This window comes from Spongiactinospora gelatinilytica (genome assembly GCF_003236385.1).
GTDB classification, from domain to species: Bacteria; Actinomycetota; Actinomycetes; order Streptosporangiales; family Streptosporangiaceae; genus Spongiactinospora; species Spongiactinospora gelatinilytica.
Genome location: NZ_POUA01000099.1, coordinates 1 through 20,841 on the forward strand (window position 1 = coordinate 1; position 20,841 = coordinate 20,841).

21 protein-coding genes, 1 tRNA gene and 2 pseudogenes are annotated in these 20,841 nt (G+C 70.1%); 8 read left to right on the top strand and 16 right to left on the bottom strand.

All coding sequences use genetic code 11. The annotated features are described in order from the left end of the window. Nucleotides 1–155: 155 nt before the first annotated feature. The 5 genes from rplA to C1I98_RS14780 form a co-directional block, all read right to left on the bottom strand. Nucleotides 156–875 (bottom strand): 50S ribosomal protein L1, encoded by a 720-nt coding sequence (gene rplA, locus C1I98_RS14760; protein ID WP_111167749.1) that lies wholly within the window; start codon nucleotides 873–875, stop codon nucleotides 156–158. Between the two features lie 93 nt (nucleotides 876–968). Next, nucleotides 969–1,400, bottom strand: coding sequence for a 50S ribosomal protein L11 (gene rplK, locus C1I98_RS14765; RefSeq protein WP_111167750.1), 432 nt, complete (start codon nucleotides 1,398–1,400; stop codon nucleotides 969–971). Nucleotides 1,401–1,490: 90 nt separating this feature from the next. Continuing rightward, nucleotides 1,491–2,279 carry a transcription termination/antitermination protein NusG gene (gene nusG / locus C1I98_RS14770; RefSeq protein WP_111167751.1) on the bottom strand — a complete coding sequence of 263 codons (789 nt, stop codon included), beginning with the start codon at nucleotides 2,277–2,279 and terminating at the stop codon, nucleotides 1,491–1,493. 77 nt (nucleotides 2,280–2,356) lie between these two features. Then, complete coding sequence (gene secE, locus C1I98_RS14775; RefSeq protein WP_111167752.1) at nucleotides 2,357–2,605, bottom strand: preprotein translocase subunit SecE; 249 nt, start codon at nucleotides 2,603–2,605, stop codon at nucleotides 2,357–2,359. Between the two features lie 76 nt (nucleotides 2,606–2,681). Beyond that, nucleotides 2,682–2,754: transfer RNA gene (locus C1I98_RS14780), tRNA-Trp, on the bottom strand. Between the two features lie 232 nt (nucleotides 2,755–2,986). Between C1I98_RS14780 and C1I98_RS14785 the strand changes: the two genes are divergently transcribed. After that, the gene (locus C1I98_RS14785) at nucleotides 2,987–4,192 is read left to right on the top strand and encodes a pyridoxal phosphate-dependent aminotransferase (protein ID WP_111167753.1); all 1,206 of its coding nucleotides are present in this window, start codon (nucleotides 2,987–2,989) and stop codon (nucleotides 4,190–4,192) included. 90 nt (nucleotides 4,193–4,282) lie between these two features. Here the strand turns inward: C1I98_RS14785 and C1I98_RS43870 are convergent, their stop codons facing one another. From C1I98_RS43870 to C1I98_RS45630, 4 genes and pseudogenes are all read right to left on the bottom strand, one after another. Continuing rightward, nucleotides 4,283–4,726, bottom strand: coding sequence for a hypothetical protein (locus C1I98_RS43870; RefSeq protein ID WP_233507873.1), 444 nt, complete (start codon nucleotides 4,724–4,726; stop codon nucleotides 4,283–4,285). Nucleotides 4,727–4,967: 241 nt separating this feature from the next. Next, nucleotides 4,968–5,342, bottom strand: a pseudogene (locus C1I98_RS45625) (PASTA domain-containing protein); the annotation flags it as partial. Next, on the bottom strand, nucleotides 5,339–5,605 hold the full coding sequence (locus tag C1I98_RS42870) for a sigma-70 family RNA polymerase sigma factor (protein WP_233507875.1): 267 nt from the start codon (nucleotides 5,603–5,605) through the stop codon (nucleotides 5,339–5,341). The pseudogene C1I98_RS45625 and the gene C1I98_RS42870, both read right to left, overlap by 4 nt. Before the next feature lie 37 nt (nucleotides 5,606–5,642). Continuing rightward, nucleotides 5,643–5,840, bottom strand: a pseudogene (locus C1I98_RS45630) (sigma factor); the annotation flags it as partial. Nucleotides 5,841–5,917: 77 nt separating this feature from the next. Between C1I98_RS45630 and C1I98_RS14805 the strand changes: the two are divergent. From C1I98_RS14805 to C1I98_RS45040, 7 genes are all read left to right on the top strand, one after another. After that, the gene (locus C1I98_RS14805) at nucleotides 5,918–6,955 is read left to right on the top strand and encodes an adenosine deaminase (protein WP_111167756.1); all 1,038 of its coding nucleotides are present in this window, start codon (nucleotides 5,918–5,920) and stop codon (nucleotides 6,953–6,955) included. A gap of 150 nt (nucleotides 6,956–7,105) precedes the next feature. Beyond that, nucleotides 7,106–7,849 carry a class I SAM-dependent methyltransferase gene (locus C1I98_RS14810; RefSeq protein WP_111167757.1) on the top strand — a complete coding sequence of 248 codons (744 nt, stop codon included), beginning with the start codon at nucleotides 7,106–7,108 and terminating at the stop codon, nucleotides 7,847–7,849. A gap of 29 nt (nucleotides 7,850–7,878) precedes the next feature. Further along, nucleotides 7,879–9,750, top strand: a complete 1,872-nt coding sequence (locus tag C1I98_RS14815) for an acyl-CoA dehydrogenase family protein (protein WP_111167758.1) — start codon at nucleotides 7,879–7,881, stop codon at nucleotides 9,748–9,750. A gap of 308 nt (nucleotides 9,751–10,058) precedes the next feature. Then, the gene (locus C1I98_RS14820) at nucleotides 10,059–11,324 is read left to right on the top strand and encodes an extracellular solute-binding protein (RefSeq protein ID WP_111167759.1); all 1,266 of its coding nucleotides are present in this window, start codon (nucleotides 10,059–10,061) and stop codon (nucleotides 11,322–11,324) included. A 158-nt stretch (nucleotides 11,325–11,482) separates the two neighbouring features. Continuing rightward, nucleotides 11,483–12,379: a carbohydrate ABC transporter permease gene (locus C1I98_RS14825; protein ID WP_233507876.1), complete on the top strand. Its 897-nt coding sequence runs from the start codon at nucleotides 11,483–11,485 to the stop codon at nucleotides 12,377–12,379. After that, nucleotides 12,358–13,224: a carbohydrate ABC transporter permease gene (locus tag C1I98_RS14830; protein ID WP_233507877.1), complete on the top strand. Its 867-nt coding sequence runs from the start codon at nucleotides 12,358–12,360 to the stop codon at nucleotides 13,222–13,224. Before C1I98_RS14825 ends, C1I98_RS14830 begins: the two co-directional genes overlap by 22 nt. A gap of 211 nt (nucleotides 13,225–13,435) precedes the next feature. Continuing rightward, nucleotides 13,436–13,570, top strand: a complete 135-nt coding sequence (locus tag C1I98_RS45040) for a hypothetical protein (RefSeq protein WP_267898048.1) — start codon at nucleotides 13,436–13,438, stop codon at nucleotides 13,568–13,570. A gap of 84 nt (nucleotides 13,571–13,654) precedes the next feature. Here the strand turns inward: C1I98_RS45040 and C1I98_RS14835 are convergent, their stop codons facing one another. The 7 genes from C1I98_RS14835 to C1I98_RS14865 all read right to left on the bottom strand — a co-directional run. Continuing rightward, a complete protein-coding gene (locus C1I98_RS14835) occupies nucleotides 13,655–14,800 on the bottom strand; it encodes an acetyl-CoA C-acetyltransferase (protein ID WP_111167761.1) in 1,146 nt (381 codons plus the stop codon). Between the two features lie 73 nt (nucleotides 14,801–14,873). After that, on the bottom strand, nucleotides 14,874–15,257 hold the full coding sequence (locus C1I98_RS14840) for a hypothetical protein (RefSeq protein ID WP_111167762.1): 384 nt from the start codon (nucleotides 15,255–15,257) through the stop codon (nucleotides 14,874–14,876). Beyond that, nucleotides 15,254–16,546 carry a DUF8832 domain-containing protein gene (locus C1I98_RS41395; protein ID WP_158558039.1) on the bottom strand — a complete coding sequence of 431 codons (1,293 nt, stop codon included), beginning with the start codon at nucleotides 16,544–16,546 and terminating at the stop codon, nucleotides 15,254–15,256. Before C1I98_RS41395 ends, C1I98_RS14840 begins: the two co-directional genes overlap by 4 nt. Further along, nucleotides 16,543–17,601, bottom strand: a complete 1,059-nt coding sequence (locus C1I98_RS14850; RefSeq protein WP_233507878.1) for a hypothetical protein — start codon at nucleotides 17,599–17,601, stop codon at nucleotides 16,543–16,545. Before C1I98_RS14850 ends, C1I98_RS41395 begins: the two co-directional genes overlap by 4 nt. 122 nt (nucleotides 17,602–17,723) lie before the next feature. Further along, nucleotides 17,724–18,371 carry a response regulator gene (locus tag C1I98_RS14855; RefSeq protein WP_111167763.1) on the bottom strand — a complete coding sequence of 216 codons (648 nt, stop codon included), beginning with the start codon at nucleotides 18,369–18,371 and terminating at the stop codon, nucleotides 17,724–17,726. Beyond that, a complete protein-coding gene (locus tag C1I98_RS14860) occupies nucleotides 18,362–20,056 on the bottom strand; it encodes a sensor histidine kinase (protein ID WP_146607440.1) in 1,695 nt (564 codons plus the stop codon). The genes C1I98_RS14855 and C1I98_RS14860 overlap by 10 nt, the downstream gene beginning before the upstream one ends. 46 nt (nucleotides 20,057–20,102) lie before the next feature. Next, nucleotides 20,103–20,841, bottom strand: a 739-nt coding sequence (locus C1I98_RS14865; protein ID WP_111167765.1) for a class F sortase, incomplete at its 5' end; no start/stop codon positions are given.

Consider the following 20,841-nt stretch of genomic DNA (forward strand, 5'->3'; position numbering starts at 1 on the left):
AGAGGGTATGGGCGGCGGGGTTTGTTGGGCGTGGCGTACCTCGGGTGCCGGCGCGTTCATTCGGGGGTCAGGCCCTCCTACGGGTTTGACGCGTCGGTGGAACGACGAAGCCCACCCCGTGCCTCGTGTGGGCGGGGTGGGCTGTCGGGTTTGGGTCAGGCCGGGGATTCGGCGACGAGGCCGCGGACGATGTTGGGGTCGACCGGGATGCCCGGGCCCATGGAGGTGCTGAAGGTGACCTTCTTGAGGTAGCGCCCCTTGGCCGCGGACGGCTTGAGCCGGAGCACCTCGTCGAGGGCGGCCGCGTAGTTCTCCACGAGCTGGCGCTCGCTGAACGACGAGCGGCCGATGATGAAGTGCAGGTTGGCGTGCCGGTCGACGCGGAACTCGATCTTGCCGCCCTTGATGTCGCCGACCGCCTTGGCCACGTTGGGGGTGACCGTGCCGGTCTTCGGGTTGGGCATCAGGCCGCGGGGGCCGAGCACCCGGCCCAGCCGGCCGACCTTGCCCATCAGGTCGGGGGTGGCCACGACCGCGTCGAACTCGTTGAGCCGGTTGCCCTTGGAGATCTCATCGATCAGCTCGTCGGCCCCGACGATGTCGGCGCCCGCCTGACGGGCCTCCTCGGCGCGGTCACCGGTCGCGAAGACCAGGACCCGGGCGGTCTTGCCGGTGCCGTGCGGGAGATTGACGGTGCCGCGCACCATCTGGTCCGCCTTGCGGGGGTCGACGCCCAGCCGCAGCGCCACCTCGACGGTGGCGTCGAATTTGGTGGCAGAGGTGTCCTTGGCCAGCTTCGCCGCCTCGGCGGGGGCGTAAAGGTGCTCTCTGTCGATCTGGCTCGCCGCGTTGCGGTAGCCCTTGCTGCGCTTCACTGCTCACTCCTGTGTCATGGACGAGTGGTCGTGGTGTGGGCCAGCGCTCGGCCCTCCCACTGGCTGACCGGCCGACCGAGTCGGTCGGCGTCGTCAGTCGGCGACGGTGATGCCCATCGACCGGGCGGTGCCGGCGATGATCTTCTCGGCGGCCGCGATGTCGTTGGCGTTGAGGTCCTGCATCTTGGTCTCGGCGATCTGCCGCAGCTGCTCCTTGGTGAGCTTGCCCACCTTGTCGCGGTGCGGGTTGGCGCTGCCCTTGTCGAGACCGGCGGCCTTCTTGATCAGCTCGGGCGCCGGAGGCGTCTTGGTGATGAAGCTGAAGGAGCGGTCTTCGAAGATGGTGATCTCGACGGGGATGATGTTCCCCCGCTGGGCATCGGTGGCAGCGTTGTACTGCTTCACGAAGTCCATGATGTTGACGCCGTGCGGGCCGAGCGCGGTACCGACGGGCGGGGCGGGCGTGGCCTGGCCAGCGGGGAGCTGGACCTTGACCAATGCCGCGATCTTCTTCTTAGGAGGCATCTGTCCTTCTCCGGGTCCTTTTACGATCCCTAGCGGGCGCGGCTCATCGCTACGCGACCGAGGGGACGAACGGCAAGTCTACGCGATGACTCAGATCTTCGAGACCTGGTTGAACGACAGCTCGACCGGGGTCTCTCTGCCGAAGATCGAGACGAGCACCTTGAGCTTCTGCGACTCGGCGCTGATCTCGCTGACCGTCGCGGGCAGCGTGGCGAACGGCCCGTCCATGACCGTGACGGACTCGCCGACCTCGAAGTCGACCGTGGCGGGCGCGGCCTTGGCCGACGCTTTCTTGGACTCCTCGGCCGGCTCGGGCGCGAGCAGCTTGGCGACCTCATCGAGGTTGAGCGGGCTCGGCTTGTTGGACAGGCCGACGAACCCGGTGACGCCGGGCGTGTTGCGGACCGCCGCCCACGACTCGTCGGAGAGGTCCATCCGGACCAGCACGTAGCCGGGCAGCACACGCTCCTTGACCGGGACCTTCTTACCGCTCTTGAACTCGGTGACGGTGTGCGTGGGCACCTCGACCTGGAAGATGAAGTCTTCCATGTTGAGCGAGCCGATACGGGTCTCGATGTTGGACTTCACGCGGTTCTCGTAACCGGCGTAGGAGTGGATGACATACCACTCACCCGGGAGGCCGCGCATCTGGCGCTTGAACTCCTCGACCGGGTCGACGTCCGACAAATCCGGAAGGACGTCACCGTCTTCATCGACGGCCGACTCATCGGCGCCATCGGCCTCATGCGCGGCCTCCGGCTCTTCCGACGCCTCGGACTCCGCCGCCTCAGGGCTCTCGCCGACGGCCTCGATCACCTCGTCGGGCTCGCCGTCCCACTCATCGCGGGATCCGCCGGCCGACAGTGGGGTCTCGGACACGGTGACTCTTTCTCTTTCCTTGGATGGGCTGCTGGCAACACCGGCGGGTGTTCCCGCCGACGTTGACTCCGGATCGCTCAGGAGGACCCGAAGACCGCCAGCACACCCTCCGTAAGCAGGAAGTCTAGCGCGGACACGATGCCCACCATGATCAACACGAAGACCAAGACGACCGTGGTATAGGTGATCAGGTCCTTGCGCGTCGGCCAGATGACCTTACGCAGCTCAGCGACCACCTGCCGGTAGAACAGGGCTGGTGTGGTGCGCTTCTTCTTTGGGCTGGGAGCCGGCTTGTCCGAAGTCTCGCCGCGCGTGTCGATCGCCACAATTAATCACCTGATCCGTCGTGTCCTCGCCACCTGCGGTGCGCTGTAACACGCCTGCCGCGCGGACCGCTTCTCGCAGGGCACGAGGGACTCGAACCCCCAACCGCCGGTTTTGGAGACCGGTGCGCTACCAATTGCGCCAGTGCCCTAGGTCGTGCAACCAACCATACCCCGACTGAGCCGGAGTCTGGCCAGGACTCGCTCGGCCGACCACGCAACGAACGGTGGCCACGGCCATGCCGCAGTCTACGGCGGTTTCGGCTCCACGTCGAACCGCACAAGAACCACAGGCCACACCGCACGCCGCCACACCCCGCGACGCGCCGTCCAAGGGGCGGATAAGGGGAGGTGGCGGCCCTGCGCGTCTGGGAACATGGGGGTATGACCCGACCTCGCATATCAGCGCGTATCGCAGCCATCTCCGAGTCCGCGACCCTCGCGGTGGACTCCAAGGCCAAGGCCATGAAGGCCGCCGGCCGTCCGGTGATCGGCTTCGGCGCGGGCGAGCCGGACTTCCCGACGCCCGACTACATCGTCGAGGCCGCCGTCGAGGCCGCACGCAACCCGCGCTTTCACAAGTACACCCCTGCGGGCGGCCTGCCCGAGCTCAAGCAGGCGATCGTCGACAAGACGCTCCGTGACTCGGGCTACCGCGCCGAAACCTCCCAGGTGCTGATCACCAACGGCGGCAAGCAGGCGGTATACGAGGCGTTCGCCACCCTGCTCGACCCGGGTGACGAGGTCATCGTCATTGCGCCCTACTGGACCACCTACCCCGAGGCGATCAAGCTGGCGGGCGGGGTCCAGGTCAACGTCGTCACCGACGAGACGACCGGCTACCTGGCGAGCCTCGACCAACTGGAGGCGGCCCGCACCGAGCGCACCAAGGCGCTGCTGTTCGTCTCGCCGTCCAACCCGACGGGCGCGGTCTACGGCCGCGCCGAGGTCGAGGCGATCGGCCGCTGGGCGGCCGAGCACGGGCTCTGGGTGGTCACCGACGAGATCTACGAGCACCTGGTGTACGGCGGAGCGGAGTTCACCAGCATCGCCACCGCCACGCCCGAGCTGGCCGACCGCGTGATCATCCTGAACGGCGTGGCCAAGACCTACGCGATGACCGGCTGGCGGGTGGGCTGGATGATCGGCCCCAAGGACGTCGTGAAGGCCGCGACCAACCTCCAGTCGCACGCCACCTCCAACGTGGCCAACGTGCCCCAGGCCGCCGCGCTGACCGCGCTGACCGGCGACCTGTCGGCGGTGGCGACCATGCGTGAGGCGTTCGACCGCCGCCGTCAGACCATCGTGCGGATGCTCAACGAGATCCCCGGCGTGTTCTGCCCCGAGCCGCTGGGCGCGTTCTACGCCTACCCGTCGGTCAAGCAGCTCCTGGGCAAGGAGCTGCGCGGCCTTCGTCCGGCCACGACCGCCGAGCTGGCCGAGCTGGTGCTCGAAGAGGCCGAGGTCGCGGTGGTGCCGGGCGAGGCGTTCGGCACTCCGGGCTACTTCCGGCTGTCCTACGCGCTGGGCGATGACGACCTGGTGGAGGGCGTCAGCCGGATCGGCAAGCTGTTCTCAGAGCTCCGCTGACGCGACAAGGGCCCGCCCCTCGCAAGGGCGGGCCCTTCAGCGTGGCACCAGGGTCACGCGGGGTCACGCGGGGTCACCGGCGTCGCTAAGTCACCGCACGACGATGAGCGCCTCGGCGATCTTCTTCAGTTCGGCGTCGGCGCCTGCGTCCCCCTTCTTGCCGGAAGCCGGGCTGATCATGATTGCGATCGCCACCTCCCGCGATTCCTGCCAGAGAAGCGTGCGAGTGGGGTCCTCGGGCGAAAAGACCGCATGGCGGCTCGGGTCGGCGGACTTCTCCCCGCCCTCGGACGGCATCATGCCGGGTTCCTCGAGCGGCGTCACGGTGGCCGTCGCGGACGGCGTGGGCGGTGCCGGCGGCGTTGGCGGTGTGGCCTCCGCCTCAGGCGTGACCAGCACGTCGTTGGCCGCGCTCACATCGAGCAGGTACGCTTGCCGACCGCCCCTGATCTTGATCGGCTCGGCGCCCTGCTTGCGGTAGCCCTCCATCCGCTCGCCGATCTCCGCGGCCGAGCGTCCCCGGTAGACCACCACCCCGGTTCCGTAGGCCCCACCGGCATCGCCCTCGATGTTCCAGGTAGTGTTCAGGCTGTTGGCGGCGAAAGTGTCCTCGGCGTACCAGTTCCCCCACTTCGTCCCAGCCGGCAGGTACCTCCAGTCGATCCCGGCCCTGCCCGAGGTCGCCCACTTCGGGCGGGAGCTTGTCCTTGGTCCCGTCCGACACGGTGACCGTGACACGGGCGCCCGGTTTCAGGGCCGTGCCCGCCACGGGCGCCTGCGAGATCACCGAGCCGCCCGGCACGGCGCTGGAGGGCGCGGTCCTGAACTTGACCGTCAGCCCGGCGCGCTGCAGCGTCCGTAGGGCCTGCTCGACGGTCATCCCGGCCACGTCCGGCATCACCACGCCCGGCCGTACCGAGGCACCCGACGCCGCCCGCTGCCCCGGACCCGGCTCCTGGCCGGGGCTCACCGCCAGGTAGAGCGGCACCGTCCCGGCGAGGGCCGCCGTCACCACCGCCGCGCCCGTCGCACGGAGCCGGACGGTACGGCGGCGGTGCAGCCCGCGCACGGCCGCCGCCGTGCCCGCATTCGCCCGCACCTCGCCGACCTGCGTGGACATGGCGTCCTTGAGTTCGTCTTCGATGGTCATGCGCTCACTCCCTCCAGTCTGGCCATGCGTTCGCGGATGCGGCCGAGCCCACGGGCCGCCTGGCTCTTCACGGTCCCGGCCGAGCAGCCGAGCATCGCGGCCGTCTCGGCCTCCGACAGGTCCTCCCAGTAGCGCAGGACCAGTACCGCGCGCATCCGCGCGGGGAGCCTGCGCAGTTCGTTCAGCATGACCTCGCGCAGGTCGAGGTCGGCCGCGGCGGCGGCGGTCTCCGGCGGGCGGGCGAAGGAGATCTCCTTGATCACCTTCGCTCGCCGCGCGGCGAGCGAAGGCCGCGTTCACCACGACGCGCCTGGCGTAGGAGCCGGGGTTGTCGTGCCGGATGCGCGTCCAGTGCCGGTAGACCTTCTCCAGGGCGTGCTGGACCAGGTCCTCGGCATCGTGGGCGGACGCGCCGAACACCAGGATCGCGGTACGCAGCAGAGCCGTACTTCGCGCGGCCACGAACTCGTCGAAGGCCGCCTCGTCTTCGTCCGTCATCAGCGAGGTCCCCTTCGCCCCTCCCGACGCGCCGGGGTCCGCGCAGGTTGAGATCGAAGTTACGGCACCATGGGGAAATGCCACGGCCACTCCACACCCTCCCGAAAGCGCACCTGCATCTGCACTTCACCGGTTCCATGCGGCATTCGACGCTGATCGAACTGGCCAGGGAGCAGGGCATCCACCTGCCCGACGCGCTGGAAGAGGACTGGCCGCCCAAGCTGCACGCGACCGACGAGCGGGGCTGGTTCCGGTTCCAGCGGCTGTACGACATCGCGCGTTCCGTGCTGCGCCGGCCGGGCGACGTCTACCGGCTGCTGCGCGAAGCCGCGCAGGACGAGGCGGCCGAGGGGTCGGCCTGGCTGGAGATCCAGGTCGATCCCTCCGGGTACGCGACGCGGTTCGGCGGGCTGACGGCGACACTCGACCTGGTGCTGGACGCGGCCCGGCAGGCCGCCGCCGCGAGCGGGATCGGCATCGGGGTGGTCGTCGCGGCGAACCGCACCCGGCATCCGCTCGACGCCAAGACGCTGGCCAGGCTCGCCGCACAGTACGCGAGCGAGGGCGTGGTCGGGTTCGGATTGTCCAACGACGAACGGCGGGCCAGGGCGCGCGACTTCGACGGGGCGTTCCGGATCGCCAAGCGGGCCGGGCTGCTGGCCGTGCCGCACGGCGGGGAGCTGGCCGGGCCGGTGAGCGTGGCCGAGTGCGTGGACGACCTGGCCGCCGACCGGATCGGGCACGGCGTGCGCGCAGCCGAGTCGCCGCGCCTGCTGGAACGGCTGGCCGACCGGCAGATCACCTGCGAGGTGTGCCCGGCCTCCAACGTCGGGCTGGGGATCGCCGAGCGGGCCGAGGACGTGCCGCTGCGGCGGATGTTCGACGCGGGGGTGCCGATCGCGCTGGGCGCGGACGACCCGCTGCTGTTCGGCTCGCGGCTGCTGCGGCAGTACGAGCTGGCCAGGGAGGTACACGGGTTCCGTGACGCGGAGCTGGCCGAACTGGCCCGCCAGTCGATCCGATCCTCCTCCGCGCCCGAGCACGTCGCCAAGGATCTGCTGCGGCGCGTCGACGCCTGGCTGGCCGGCGGGGACGACGACTCCCCCGCCCGCTGACGCGAAGCTGAGGCAGACTGGAGGGGTGCGGGGTCCGGAGATGGGGCGGAGTTTGAGAACGGCCGCCATTGATCCCACTAGACTCGGCCGAGTCCGTACCGTGGCCGACCGGCCACGGTTTTGTGTAATCAGCGAGCTGGACGGAATCGCATGTCTGGGTATGACCGTGTAGTACAACCGGCCGCCGGAGACGAAGCCCTGGAAAACCACCTGGGCGGCGATGAGGCCAGAAACTACCGCCAGTACGAGATCGACATGGTGGCCCCGCACGTCGGCCGGTCGATGCTGGAGATCGGTTCGGGGCTCGGCCACTTCGCCGAGCAGTTCCTGCCCCGGCTCGACCGCCTGGTGGTCAGCGACTTCGACCCCTACTGCGTGGAGCAGTTGCGCAAGCGGTTCGACGGGCACGAGAAGGCGATCCAGGTCCTGCAGTTCGGGCTGCCGACGGAGATCCCGCTGAAGGGCGACGACCGGGTCGACACGGTCGTGATGATGAACGTCCTTGAGCACATCGAGCAGGACGTCGAGGCGCTGCGCTCGCTGGCCGAGGTCACCGTGCCGGGGGGCCGGATCATCATCTGGGTGCCCGGCTACATGCAGCTTTATGGCGACTTCGACCGCAAGGTCGGGCATGTCACGCGGTACACACCGACCACGCTCGCCCGCACGGTGACCACGGCGGGCCTGAAGATCCGCACGATCAAGCCGATCAACTTCCTCGGCGGCATCGCCTGGTGGCTGGCCGTGCGCCGGGGCGGCGTGGGCTATCCCGACCCGCGGCTGGTCAAGATCTACGACCGCACGGTGGTCCCGATGACCCGACTGATCGAGCGGTTCGTCCGCCCGCCGTTCGGCCAGACGGTGTTCTGCGTGGCCGAGGTCCCGAAAGTCTGACCCGCCCGCGCCCGGGTACATCCGTCGGCATGACGGACTACGCGCGCGCCCGCGAGGTCGCCGAGCAGGCCAGGGAGACCGAGTGGACCCGGCCCAGTTTCGGCAGGCAGCTCTTCCTCGGTGACTTCCGGCTGGATCTGGTGCACCCGCCGCCGCCGGTGTCCGGGGCGGCCGAGGGCGAGAGGTTCCTGCGGTCGCTGCGCCGCTTCCTGTCCGCCCGGGTCGATCCGGCGCTGATCGAGCGTACGGCGCGCGTCCCCGACGAGGTCGTCAAGGGCCTGGCCGAACTGGGCGCGTTCGGGATGAACATCCCCGAGCGGTACGGCGGGCTGGGGCTCGGCCACGTCCACTACGGCCGTGCCCTGTCCATGGTCGCCTCCTACGTCCCGTCGCTGGCCGCGCTGCTGTCGGCGCACCAGTCGATCGGCGTGCCGCAGCCGCTGAAGCTGTTCGGCACCGAGGAGCAGAAGCGCGCGTTCCTGCCCCGCTGCGCGGCCGGCGACGTCTCGGCCTTCCTGCTGACCGAGCCGGACGTCGGCTCCGATCCCGCCCGCCTGGCCACCACCGCCACGCCCGACGGCGGTGACTACGTGCTCGACGGCGTCAAGCTGTGGACCACCAACGGCGTGATCGCCGACCTGCTGGTGGTGATGGCCAGGACCGCACGGGGCATCTCGGCGTTCGTCGTCGAGGCCGACACGCCGGGCATCACGGTCGAACGGCGCAACGCGTTCATGGGGCTGCGCGGCATCGAGAATGGCGTGACCCGGTTCGACCGGGTACGCGTACCGGCCGCCAACCTGATCGGCAGGGAGGGCCAGGGCCTCAAGATCGCCCTCACCACGCTCAACACCGGCCGCCTCTCGCTGCCCGCGACCTGCGCGGGTAATGCCAGGTGGGCCGCCAAGATCGCCCGGGAGTGGTCCGGGGCCAGGGAGCAGTGGGGGCGGCGGATCGGCGCGCACGAGGCGGTGGCCGGCAAGCTCGCGTTCATCACGGCGACCGCCTACGCGATGGGCGCGGTGGTCGACCTCGCCGGACGGCTGGCCGACGCCGGGACCAGCGACATCAGGATCGAGGCGGCCCTCGCCAAGCTCTACGCCTCGGAGATGGGCTGGCGGGTGGTGGACGACCTGGTCCAGATCAGGGGCGGGCGCGGGTACGAGACCGCCGAGTCGCTGGCCGCGCGGGGCGAGCGGGGCGTCCCCGCCGAGCAGATCCTCCGGGACATGCGGATCAACCGGATCTTCGAGGGCAGTTCGGAGATCATGCACCTGCTCATCGCCCGCGAGGCGGTGGACGCCCACCTCGCGGTGGCCGGGCAGCTCGTCGACCCCTCGGCCGCCGCCGCCGACCGCGCCCGCGCGCTGGCCAGGGCGGGCGGCTTCTACGCCCGCTGGCTGCCCACGCTGGTGGTCGGGGCGGGTGCGCGGCCGGGGGCGTACGCGGAGTTCGGGCCGCTGGCCGGGCACCTGCGCTTCGTGGAGCGGACCAGCCGCAAGCTGGCCAGGTCCATCTTCTACGGCATGTCCCGCTGGCAGGCGCGGCTGGAGCACAAACAAGGCTTCCTCGGGCGCGTCGTGGACATCGGCGCGGAGCTGTTCGCGATGACCGCCGCCTGCGTCCGCGCCCAGGAGGACACCGCCGACCTGGGCCGCAGGCCGCAGGAGCTGGCCGACGTCTTCTGCCGCCAGGCGCGGCTGCGCGTGGCGGAGCTGTTCGGGCGGCTGTGGAGCAACACCGACGGCGACGACGTACGCCTGGCCCGGTACGCCCTCACCGGCCGCTACACCTTCCTGGAAGAGGGCATCCTGGACCCCTCCCTGGACGGCCCCTGGGTCGCCTCCACCGAGCCCGGCACCTCGGTCGCCGAGGACGTACACCGGGCCGTCGCGCACTGAACACGCATCGCCACCACGATGCCCGAAACTGGTCTATACCGCGCAATGGCATGCGCCGCGATTCCGGTGGTCGGCGACAGGGGGCAGTGGCCACCTGACACCGATCATTCCCAACCGGTCTAGACCGGCGACGTCTATTCGCCACCTACTCGTTGCAGATCCGATATTTCCCGGTATGGACCGGCTATCAATCGCGCGCTTACGCTGGCCTCGCCGTACTTGGAAGCGGCCGTCTACACGGGGCCCCGCAGACGGCCGACGGACCGGTACGGACCAGAGGTTCCCCCAGGTCAAGGTGGTATTCACTGATGAGAACGAGGATCGCGGGCGCCCTCGGCTTGGCGGCCGTCTTGGCCCTGGCCGGTTGCGGCTCGTCCGGAACCGGCGAGGGCGGCGGCCAGAACGCCTCCTCGGGTGGCGGCGCGGTGACGCTGAAGATGGTGGCCGCCGACTACGGCTCCGACCCGAACGCGGAGAACGCGGGGGCGAAGTTCTGGAAGGGCATCGTCGATGAGTTCCAGGCCGCCAACCCGAACATCAAGATCGATGTCCAGGTGATCAACTGGAACGACATCGACAAGCAGGTCGCCACCATGGTGCAGAACGGCCAGCCGCCGGACATCCTGCAGACGGGCGGCTACTCCGGCTTCGTCCAGGACGGGCTGCTGCACAAGGTCGACGAGATCCTCTCCCCGAACGTTCAGCAGGACCTGCTGACCAAGTTCGCCGACTTCGGCAAGGTGGACGGCGTCGCGTACGGCATTCCGTTCGTCTCCTCGGCCCGCGGGCTCTTCTACAACAAGGAGCTGTTCGACAAGGCCGGGATCGCCGAGCCGCCCAAGACCTGGGACGAACTCAAGGCCGCCGCGGAGAAGCTGAAGAAGTCGGGCGTGAGCCAGCCGTTCGGCCTGCCGCTCGGCCAGGAAGAGGCGCAGGGCGAGTCGTTCCTGTGGTTCCTCGGCGCCGGTGGCGGATACAAGGACGCCTCCGGCAAGTGGGCGATCAACTCGCCCCAGAACATCGAGGCTTTCACCTTCATGAAGGGCCTGGTGGACGCGGGTCTGACCACCCCCAACCCGGGCACCAAGGACCGCAAGACGGTCTGGGAGGACTTCGCGGCGGGCAAGGTCGGCATGGTCAACGGCGGCCCGATGTCCATCCCGATCTTCGACGAGGGCTCGGTGAAGGACAAGTACGGTGTCGCGCCGATCGCCGGCAAGACCGGCGCGCTCGACACCACGCTCGGCGTCATGGACTGGATCATGGCGTTCAACAAGAACAACCACCCGGCCGAGATCAAGAAGTTCTTCGACTTCTTCTACACCGGCAACGCGGTGCAGAAGATCGTGGACAACTACAAGCTGCTGCCCGTCACCAAGGGCGGCATCGAGAAGCTGTCCGGCGACGAGAAGCTGAAGCCGTTCCTGGACGGACTCCCGAACGCCAGCTTCTACCCCTTCACCGACCCCAAGTGGCCCGCTGTCCAGGACACCATCAAGCAGACCATCGGCGGCGCGGTCGAGGACCCGGCCAAGGTGCTCGGTGAGCTGCAGAAGACCGCTGAGACGGGCTGACCCCGGCTGACCCCGGGCACACCGGTACGGCCGGCGCCTCGACACCCGGCGCCGGCCGTACCTCCCTGCGGAACCCTGCAGATCCCTAAAAGACCCCGCAGGTCCCCCAAAAGACCCCTCGGGCCCCTTTCCAGGACCCTCCCTAGGAAGCAGGACAGATGCGGCATAGATCGAGGGGATTGCGCGCCCTCGAACCCCTGGCCTGGGTCGGACCGGCCATCGTCCTGATCGCACTCGTGGTGCTCTGGCCGGTGGTCGAGATGATCCGGTCGTCGTTCCTCAAGATCAGCAAGTTCGGCGTCGTCCAGGGCGGCAACGGGACGGCCAACTACGACAGGCTGTTCGCCGAACCCGACTTCGCCAGCATCATGGGGCGCACCCTGATCTGGGTGGTCGCGGTGGTCGGGCTCACGGTGATCATCTCCCTCGCCCTGGCCCAGCTCTTCAACCAGCGCTTCCCCGGCCGCAAGATCGCGCGCTGGGCGCTGATCGCGCCGTGGGCGGCGTCGGTGCTGATGACGGCGATCATCTTCCGGTGGATGCTCGACCCCGAGGTCGGCGTGATCAACATGATCCGGCGCGACCTGGGCTTCCTCGACGCCCTCGGCGGCGCGTCCGCCGACCCGCTGGGGCAGTCCGCGACCGCCATGCCCTGGCTGATCTTCGTCGCGGTGTTCGTCTCGGTGCCGTTCACCACGTACGCGCTGATCGCCGGGCTGTCCACCATCCCCGGCGACATCTACGAGGCGGCCAGGATGGACGGCGCCTCCAAAATGCGGATCTACTGGGCGATCACGTTCCCGCTGCTCCGCCCGGCGCTGACGGTCGCAGCACTGATCAACGTGATGAACGTCTTCAACAACTTCCCGATCATCTGGGCGATGACGCGCGGGCAGCCCGGCTACTCGACCTCCACGTCCACCATCTTCATGTACATCCTCAAGAACCGGGACATCGGGGAATCCGCCGCGATGTCGGTGGTCAACTTCGGCATGGTGATCATTCTGACCGTGGTATTCCTCAAGGTCACGCGGTGGAGATCGGAGGTCGCGTGATGGCGCACTCCTCTCCCGCCCCCTCCCGGGCGCTCCCCCGCCTGAAGAGCGTGGTCATCGCCGGGTCAGCCTATGTGATCGCGCTGATCTTCCTCTTCCCGTACGTGATCATGCTGCTCACCGCGGTGCGCCCGCAGGACACGCTGCGCGAGGCGACCTATCTGCCCAGCGCGTTCGAGTGGTCCAGCCTGGTCGAATTCTGGAGCGGCGGCCTGGCCGGGAACCTGGTGGTCACCCTCCAGGTCGCGGCCGGTTCGACGCTGCTGGTACTGCTGGTCGCACTGCCGGCCGCCTACTACACCTCCCGGCACAACTTCAGGTTCCGCACCGGCTTCCTGTTCCTGGTGCTGATCACGCAGATGTTCCAGCCGACCGCGATGCTCGTCGGCATCTACCGGGAGTTCTTCCAGTTCGGCCTGGTGGACACGGTCTGGGCGCTGATCCTGGTGAACGGCGGGTTCAACCTGGCCTTCGCGGTATGGATCTTGAACGCGTACTTCTCCTCGATTCCCCGCGAGTTGGAGGAGGCCGCGTTCATCGACGGCAACGGCCGGTTCGGCACGCTGTTCCGGATCACGCTGCCGCTGGCCATGCCCGGTGTGGTGACCGCGCTGATCTTCACCTTCATCGCCGCCTGGAACGAGTTCGCGGTGGCGCTGATGCTCACCACGACTCCGGCGAACCAGCCGCTGACCGTGGCGCTGAACTCCTACATCGGGCAGTACCAGGTGGACTGGCAAGGGCTGTTCGCCGGGTCGGTGATCGCCACCATCCCGGTCATCATCCTGTTCGCGCTGATCGAGCGGAAGGTGGTGAACGGGCTCACGGCCGGGTCCATCAAATAATCGGTTGCGCGTGACCGGCCCGCTGCATAGGGTCGGTGACATGTGGATCAACTCCTGACCGCCGGCAGCCGGCCCCGTCCCGCGTCCTCGCGGCGACAGGCCCGCACCGCTCAGCTTTCTGACCCCGTTTCTCCGACGCGGTAGCTGAGACCAGGCACGGTTCGACCTTTTCCGGTCGCCGCGTCGCCGTCCACTTCGAGGAGGTCCGCATATGCGCAATCGCCATGCCAGAAAGACCGGCAAGAACCCCGCCATCCCACAGCGGGGCCACCCCAGGCAGACACCGATGCCCCGGATGCCACAGCGCCCGATCCAGCAGCCGCGCCGGCTGCCCAAGGGCCGCTAGACACCCGCAGGGCGGGCGCGGTGGCCCGGCTCCGGCTGGAGCGGAGTCCGGGTCACCGCGCCACTGGTGTCGCCCGCAATGGGTTCAGAGTCGTTCGATGATGGTCACGTTTGCCTGGCCGCCGCCCTCGCACATGGTCTGTAGGCCGTACCGGCCGCCCACGCGTTCGAGTTCGTGCAGCAGCTTGGTCATCAGGATCGCGCCTGTGCCGCCGAGCGGGTGGCCGAGGGCGATCGCCCCGCCGTTCGGGTTGGTGGTCGCGGGGTCCGCGCCGAGTTCGCGCAGCCAGGCCAGCGGGACCGGCGCGAACGCCTCGTTGATCTCCGTCACATCGATGTCGCCGATGGACAGCCCCGCCTTGGCCAGCGCCTTGCGGGTCGCCGGGATCGGCGCGGTCAGCATGTAGACCGGGTCGTCGCCGGTCAGGGTCAGCGTCACGATCCGGGCCCGGGGCGTCAGCCCGTGCTCGCGTACCGCCGCCGCTGAGGCGATCAGCAGCGCGCCCGCGCCGTCGGAGATCTGGCTGGCGGTGGCCGCGGTGATCACGCCGCCCTCGCGCAGGGTCGAAAGCCCGGCCATCTTGTCCAGGGTGGTGTCCGGGCGCGGCCCCTCGTCGGCCTCGACGCCCGCGAGCGGCGCGATCTGCGTGCGGAAGTGGCCGTTGGCGATGGCCTTCGCCGCCCGCTGGTGGCTGTCGTAGGCGTACCGTTCCAACTCCTCGCGGGTGAATCCCCACTTCTCGCACATCAGCTCCGCGCCGCGGAACTGCGAGATCTCCTGCGTGCCGTACCGGTCGGTCCAGCCCTTGCCGTACGGTGCCGGCATGCCCTGCTGCATGGCGAGGGTGACGCTCGACCCGATCGGTACCACGCTCATCGACTCCACGCCCGCCGCGACCACGAGATCCTGGGTGCCGGACAGCACGCCCTGCGCGGCGAAGTGGATCGCCTGCTGGGACGAGCCGCACTGGCGGTCGATCGTGACGCCCGCGACGCTCTCCGGCAGGCCCGCCGACAGCCAGGCGTTGCGCGCGATGTTCACGCTCTGCGGGCCGATCTGCATGACACAGCCCATGATCACGTCGTCTACCGCCGCCGGGTCCACGCCGGTGCGTTCGACCAGCGCCCGCAGCGTGTGCGCGGCCAGATCGACCGGGTGTACGGCCGACAGCCCGCCCTTCTTCTTCCCCACCGGGGTACGGACCGCCCCGACGATGTACGCCTCCGCCACAGTGCCTCCCGACCGGTGCCGCCGATGCGACCGAGCATTGTTCGGTTTTCTCTTCGGAGGCTACCACCCGGGCCTATCCGCTGATCAGCGCGCTCGCCCCCAGGGTCTCCTCGCCCGCCCTGCCCGTGACGCGGATGGAGAGCTGCCACACCCCGGTCATCGAGAACAGGTCGCCCTGGGCCAGAAAGCGGCCGGGGCCGGGCTTGCGCGCGGTGACCTCGGGCATCGCGTGGCCCATGGTCGGCATCACCGCGGAGAACGTGACGGCGTCCGCGTCGCCGGAATTGAGCAGGATCTCGACGGTGAAGTCGCGTTCGGCCGTCTTGTCGATCACCACGGTGACGCCGTAGTGCGTCCCGGTCGTGGTCACCCGGACCGGCTCGCCGCCGCTCCGGCCGAGCACGAAGATCGTCACGGCGACGGCCACCAGGGCCGCCGCGATCAGCGCCTTCCTCATCGGGCGGACTCCCCGGTGACCTCCACGGTGAACGGCACGGTCACGATCCCGCCGGACGTGGCGTACTGCGCCCAGGCGAGATACCGCCCGGCCGTGGGAAAGGCGTAGGTGAAACGCAGTCCTTGGGCGGAGACCCGCCCGGCCGGGCTCATCTCGTGAACGTGGCCGAAGAACTCGCCGTCCGCGCTGCGCACGATCAGGTGGCCGGCCATGCCGAGCCAGGGCCGTACCGCGCCCGTCGGGCGGACCTCGATCGTCGCGGCCCGCCCGGCCACCGGTACGGCGGGCCGGGTCACCGCCGCGCCGGACCGCACCTCGGCGGTCCCGGGGCTCGCGGCTTCGCCGCCGACGGTGAAGTCCGCGGAGACGAGCTGCCCGCCGGAGTCCTCGCGCTCGAACTCGGTGTAGGCCCGGTAGCGGCCCGCCCGGTCGGCGCGCAGCCGGATCTCCAGCCGCCCCGGCGCGGTGCGCAGCGAGTGGACGTGCCGGAAGTAGCGGCCGTCCTCGCTGGTGACGACGACGTGGGCGAGCGCCTCATGGTGGGCGGTCAGGTCATCGACGGGGCTGCCGGTGGACCCGTCGAGCAGATCGATGCGCAAGGTGAACTCCTCCCCGGCCGCCGGTCGTTCCGGCAGCGTCGTCACCCGTCCCTGCACGTACGGCCGCCCGGCCTGCTGCTGGTCGGTCGCGGTGGGGGCGGCGCCGTCCGGCGGGCCTGTGGGGAGCCGCGGTTCGAGGATGACCACCATGGCCGCGACCGTGACCCCGGCCGCGGCGCCCGCCACCAGCAGGGCCGCCCGGCCCGGCCGGGACAGCGCGCCGGTCAGCAGGCCGCCGACCAGCACGACCCCGGCCGCGAACAGCCCCCCGTAGATCAGCAGCTCCCACATCGACCCGCGGTCCACCAGGACGCGGAACGGCACCACGGCGACCTCGCCGCCCGCCCGCAACGTCAGCTCGTGCGGCCCGGTCGTCTCCACCCGGAGCCGGGTGTACCGATCGCCCGGCCCGGCCGTGAGCCGCCCGGTGACCGTACGGCCGTCGGCCACCGAACGCAGCTCCAGCGCGATCGGCAGCTCGCCCGCCGCCTGGTAGGTCTCCACGCCGATCCGCAGCGGCCCCGGCACCTGCTCGGTCCCCTTGATCACCAGCGTCAGCTCCGCGCCGGCGAACGTCTGGGCGATCCGTAGATCCGCCCCCACCACGACGTTGTGCGCCGCGGCGGGGCCCGCGCCGGCCGGCAGCAGCACGGCGGACAGGCCGAGGACCAGGCAGAGCGCCCGGATCATGCCCGCTGGGCGTTGGGCAGCAGCAGCGCCCCGAGGGCGAGCCCGATCAGCCCGGCGACGATCGGCGCGCCGGTCCACAGCTCGGGAACGGCCGGCAGACTGCCCGCCGAGACCGAGGCCACCAGGATGTAGAGCGACCAGGTGACGAAGGCCGACAGCCCGGCGAACGCCCAGTAGGCGCCGCGGCGCTCCGCCGATGGATTCAGCCACCGGATCAGCAGGTCGCTGACCAGGCCCCCGGCAACGAAGCCGAGCAGGATCGGCACGTTGTCAAAGGCGGTCTGCGCGCCCGGCATCAGGACCCCGACCAGGTACATGACGGTCACGCTGCCGAACGGCAGCCGCCACCGGCGCAGCAGGAACAGCACCGGGAGGAGCAGCACCGCGTTGGTGATCAGGATCGAGGAGGCCAGGTCGCCGGTCCGCGGCCCCTCCATCTCGGAGAGCGCGGCGACGACGCCGCGCCCCTCCCACTGCATCGCGTTGCCGTAGGAGACGAACAGCGATACCAGCGTGCCGGCCAGCGCCAGCCCGAGCAGCGCGGGGAACAACCGGCCGAGCGAGGGCCGCTCGGCGATGTCGGGCGCGTGCCACGCCGACCGCAGCGGCGTGGTGAGAATGAGCAGCATCGTGGAGATCAGCCCCAGGTGGGAGGGGCTGAACAGGATGTCGATCGTGGTCTCGATGCCGAGGAACGTGTGCCACATCATGTCCACGAAGCCGAACGCGGCGAACGCCGGAATGGCGACCAGCCCCGCCAGATAGCCGGTCGGCACCGCCGCCAGCCCCTGCCGGCCCGCCCGGACGTTACGCCACACCTGCCAGATGATCCACCCGGAGACGGCGGCGAAGCCGGAGTAGAACGCCGCGTGCCACGGGGTGAAGAACGTCTCCAGTTCGGCGAGGTTGCTGTGCGCCCACGCGTCGATCATCAGGCCGATCCCGAACCAGACCCCCAGCAACGCCGTGACCAGGTCCGTCCGCGCCGAGACCCATGTCCGCGGCTCCCCTGAATCGATCACCATCCGCCGTAAGCCGGCGTTTGCCACTGCCACGGTCAAGACTCCCTTCGTCGCCTGCATCCTCCCCCGTGCCGCCCACGCGCGGAAGCCGGGCAACCGCACCCGGAAAGGTACGGGTAACCGCACCTTCCGCATCGCGTGTCCGCAGGTGATCGTCAGGCGTTCAGGTAGCGCAGTACGGCGAGCACCCGCCGGTGGTCGTGCGGCCCGGCGGTGAGGCCGAGCTTGCCGAAGATGCTCGTGCAGTGCTTCTCGACCGTGCGCTCGGCGATGGCCAGCCGTTCGGAGATGGCCAGGTTGGTCCGGCCTTCGGCCATCAGCCGCAGTACGTCGCGCTCCCGCCCGGTGAGCCGGCTCAGCGGGTCGTCGGGCTGGCTGTGCCTGCTCACCAGCCGCTCGACCACCACGGGATCCAGCGCCGACCCGCCCGAGCCCACCCGGCGGATCGCCGCCGCGAACTCCGCCAGGTCGGAAACGCGGTCCTTGAGCAGGTAACCGATGCCCTCCACGCCGCCTTCGAGGAGTTCCACCGCGTAACTGACCCGCACGTACTGGGAGAGCACCAAGACCCCGACCTCCGGGTGACGCCGGCGCAGGGTCAGGGCCGCGCGCAGTCCCTCGTCGGTGTGCGTGGGCGGCAGCCGGATGTCCAGGATGGCCACGTCGGGCGGGTTCGCCGCGACGCTGGCCAGCAGCTTTTCGGCGTCGTCCACGGCCGTGACGACCTGGTACCCGGCCTCGGCCAGCAGCCGGGTCATGCCCTCCCGGAACAGGGCGGAATCCTCGCAGATCGCTACTCGCACGGCAGCTCCACCATGATCACTGTGCCCCGGCCGGGCGGGCTGACCAGCGTCAGCCGGCCGCCGTTGGCCTCGGCGCGGTGGTTGAGGCCCTCCAACCCCGAACCGAGGTCCGGGTCGGCGCCGCCGCGCCCGTCGTCGCCGATCTCCACCACGAACCGCCCGGTGCCGCGGGCCAGCCGTACCCAGGCCCGGCTCGCCCCCGCGTGCTTGGTCACGTTGGCCAGCCCTTCGTTGACGATGTAGTAGGCCGCGCTCTCGACCGCCTGCGGCAGCGGCCCGGCCATCTCGATCACGCACTCGACCGGCACCGGCGCGACCGCGGCCAGCTCCTTGACCGCGCCGGGCAGGCCGCGCTCGGTCAGCACAGGCGGGTGGATGCCGTGGCTGACCGCCCGCAGGTCGTCCAGCGCGCCGAGCACCGCGTACTTCGCCTCGCCGACCAGCGCCCCCGCCCGCGCCGGATCGGTGGTCGCCTCGGCCAGCCCGAGGGTCATCGCGACCGACAGCAGCCGCTGCTGGACGCCGTCGTGCAGGTCGCGTTCGATCCTGCGGCGTTCGGCCTCGCCCCACTGGAGCATCCGTGCCCGCGACGCCGCGAGCTGCCGCACCCGCGCCCGCAGGTCGGCGGTGAGCCGTTCGTTCTCCAGCGCGAGGGCCGCCGCCGCGCACGCGGCATCGACCAGCAGCGGCTGTTCCAGCAGCGCCGCGTCGTGCAGCAGCACGGCCAGCCGCGCCTCCCCCTGATCGACGCGGGTCATCACCCGGCCGCTGCCTTGCGGCGGCGGCAGCGTGACCGGGTTGCCGTCGGCGTCGACGTACCGGCCCTGGTCGGCCATCCAGTAGGCGACCTTGAGCGTGGGGTCCTTCAGGGTGGCCGCGAGCGCGCTCTCCAGGCCGTCCCGCTGCCGCCTGCCGCGCAGCCGTACGACGAGGTCGGCGACCCTGCCCCGGTCGATCCGGCCCCGCATCATGCTGCCCAGGTAGGCGATCGGCACTCCCACGAACGCCCCGAACAGCGAATCGGCGGGAAACCCCAGGGCGACGATGTCGCAGACGTTGAGCACCCGATCGGCCATGAACGCCATCGTGGCGACCATCGAGGCGGCCACCACCGGCGTCACGGCCCGCCGCTGGGCGGCGGTGCCCTCCAGCCAGCGCACCGCGGCGAGCCCGATCACCGCCACGCCCTCCGCGATGATCAGGCCCCAGGAGGTGCGGTCCACGAACGTCACGATCGTGTGCCACGGCTCCTCCGGCCACAGCTCGGCGAACACCGACGCGCCCGGGATGCAGAGCGACTCGGCGTAGGCGATGCCGACCACGATCCGGGCGGGCAGGCCGTCCAGCCGCCCGGTGGGAAAGGCCAGGAACAGGTGACAGGCGACGCCCGCCCACAGGCCGACGCCCAGGTCGAGCAGGTCCAAGGCCCCGTGCTGCTCGCCGAGGGCGAACTTGAACTGCTGCGGAATCCAGGCGACGCCAAGGGCGACCATCAGCGGGCCGACCCTGTTGTGCGGGTGACCGCGCCACGCCACGACCCCCGCGTAGATGAACGACATGCCCACCAGCAGGCCCATCCCCCAAACCGGGGATCGCCACAGATCGGGTAACTCCACTATCGACAACCAGGCCGCCGCCGCGACGGCGGCCAGCATCGAGGTGCTGATGTTGGGCCGCCTGCTCATCGCTCACCCCTGCCGGGGATTCTAAAGCTTCGCGCGCCGCGGACGCCTAGAAAGCGCGGGAAATGCGGTGACTGCTGGTCAGGGTGGCGTAAACGATGACGTTGTCGGTGTAATGGCCGGTGACGCGGTTGTAGGTGCCGCCGCAGGTGATCAGGTGGAGCTGGGCGTTGTCCCGGTCGCCGTACACGCGCTGGGTGGGGAAGGTCCGCTTGTCCGCCTGCTCGACGCCGCCCACCGTGAACACCGCGACCGTGCCGTCCTGGCGGTGTACCTCGATCTGGTCGCCGTAGCGCAGCTCGGGCAGCCGGCTGAACACCGCGCTGCGGGTGGCGGTGTCCTTGTGCCCCAGCATGATCGACGGCCCGGCCTGGCCCGCCGTGGGGCCGAGGCGGTACCAGCCCACCAGGTTGGGGTTGTTGGCGGGGGGCACCTGGATCGTGCCGTCCTTGGCCAGGCCCACGGAACTGATCGGGGCGTTGACCTTCAGCTTCTTGATGACCAGCCGCTTGGGGGTGGACGGCTGCATCGGCGGGGCCGGAGTGATCGGCGGCAGCGGCGGCGGCACGCTGGGCGCGGCCTGGAAGTACTCGCCCGCCGCCGACGGCTGGACCTTGGCCGGAAGCTGGGTACGGCCGTCGGACACGTTGTAGGCGGCGGGATCGGTCAGCATGAAGACCAGGCCGATCACCACGGTGACCACTCCGGCCACCGCGGCCAGCACGAGGATCGAGAACAGCGCCCGGCCGCCGTCCTTCTTGGGCGGCTCGGGGGGCTGCGGCGGGGAC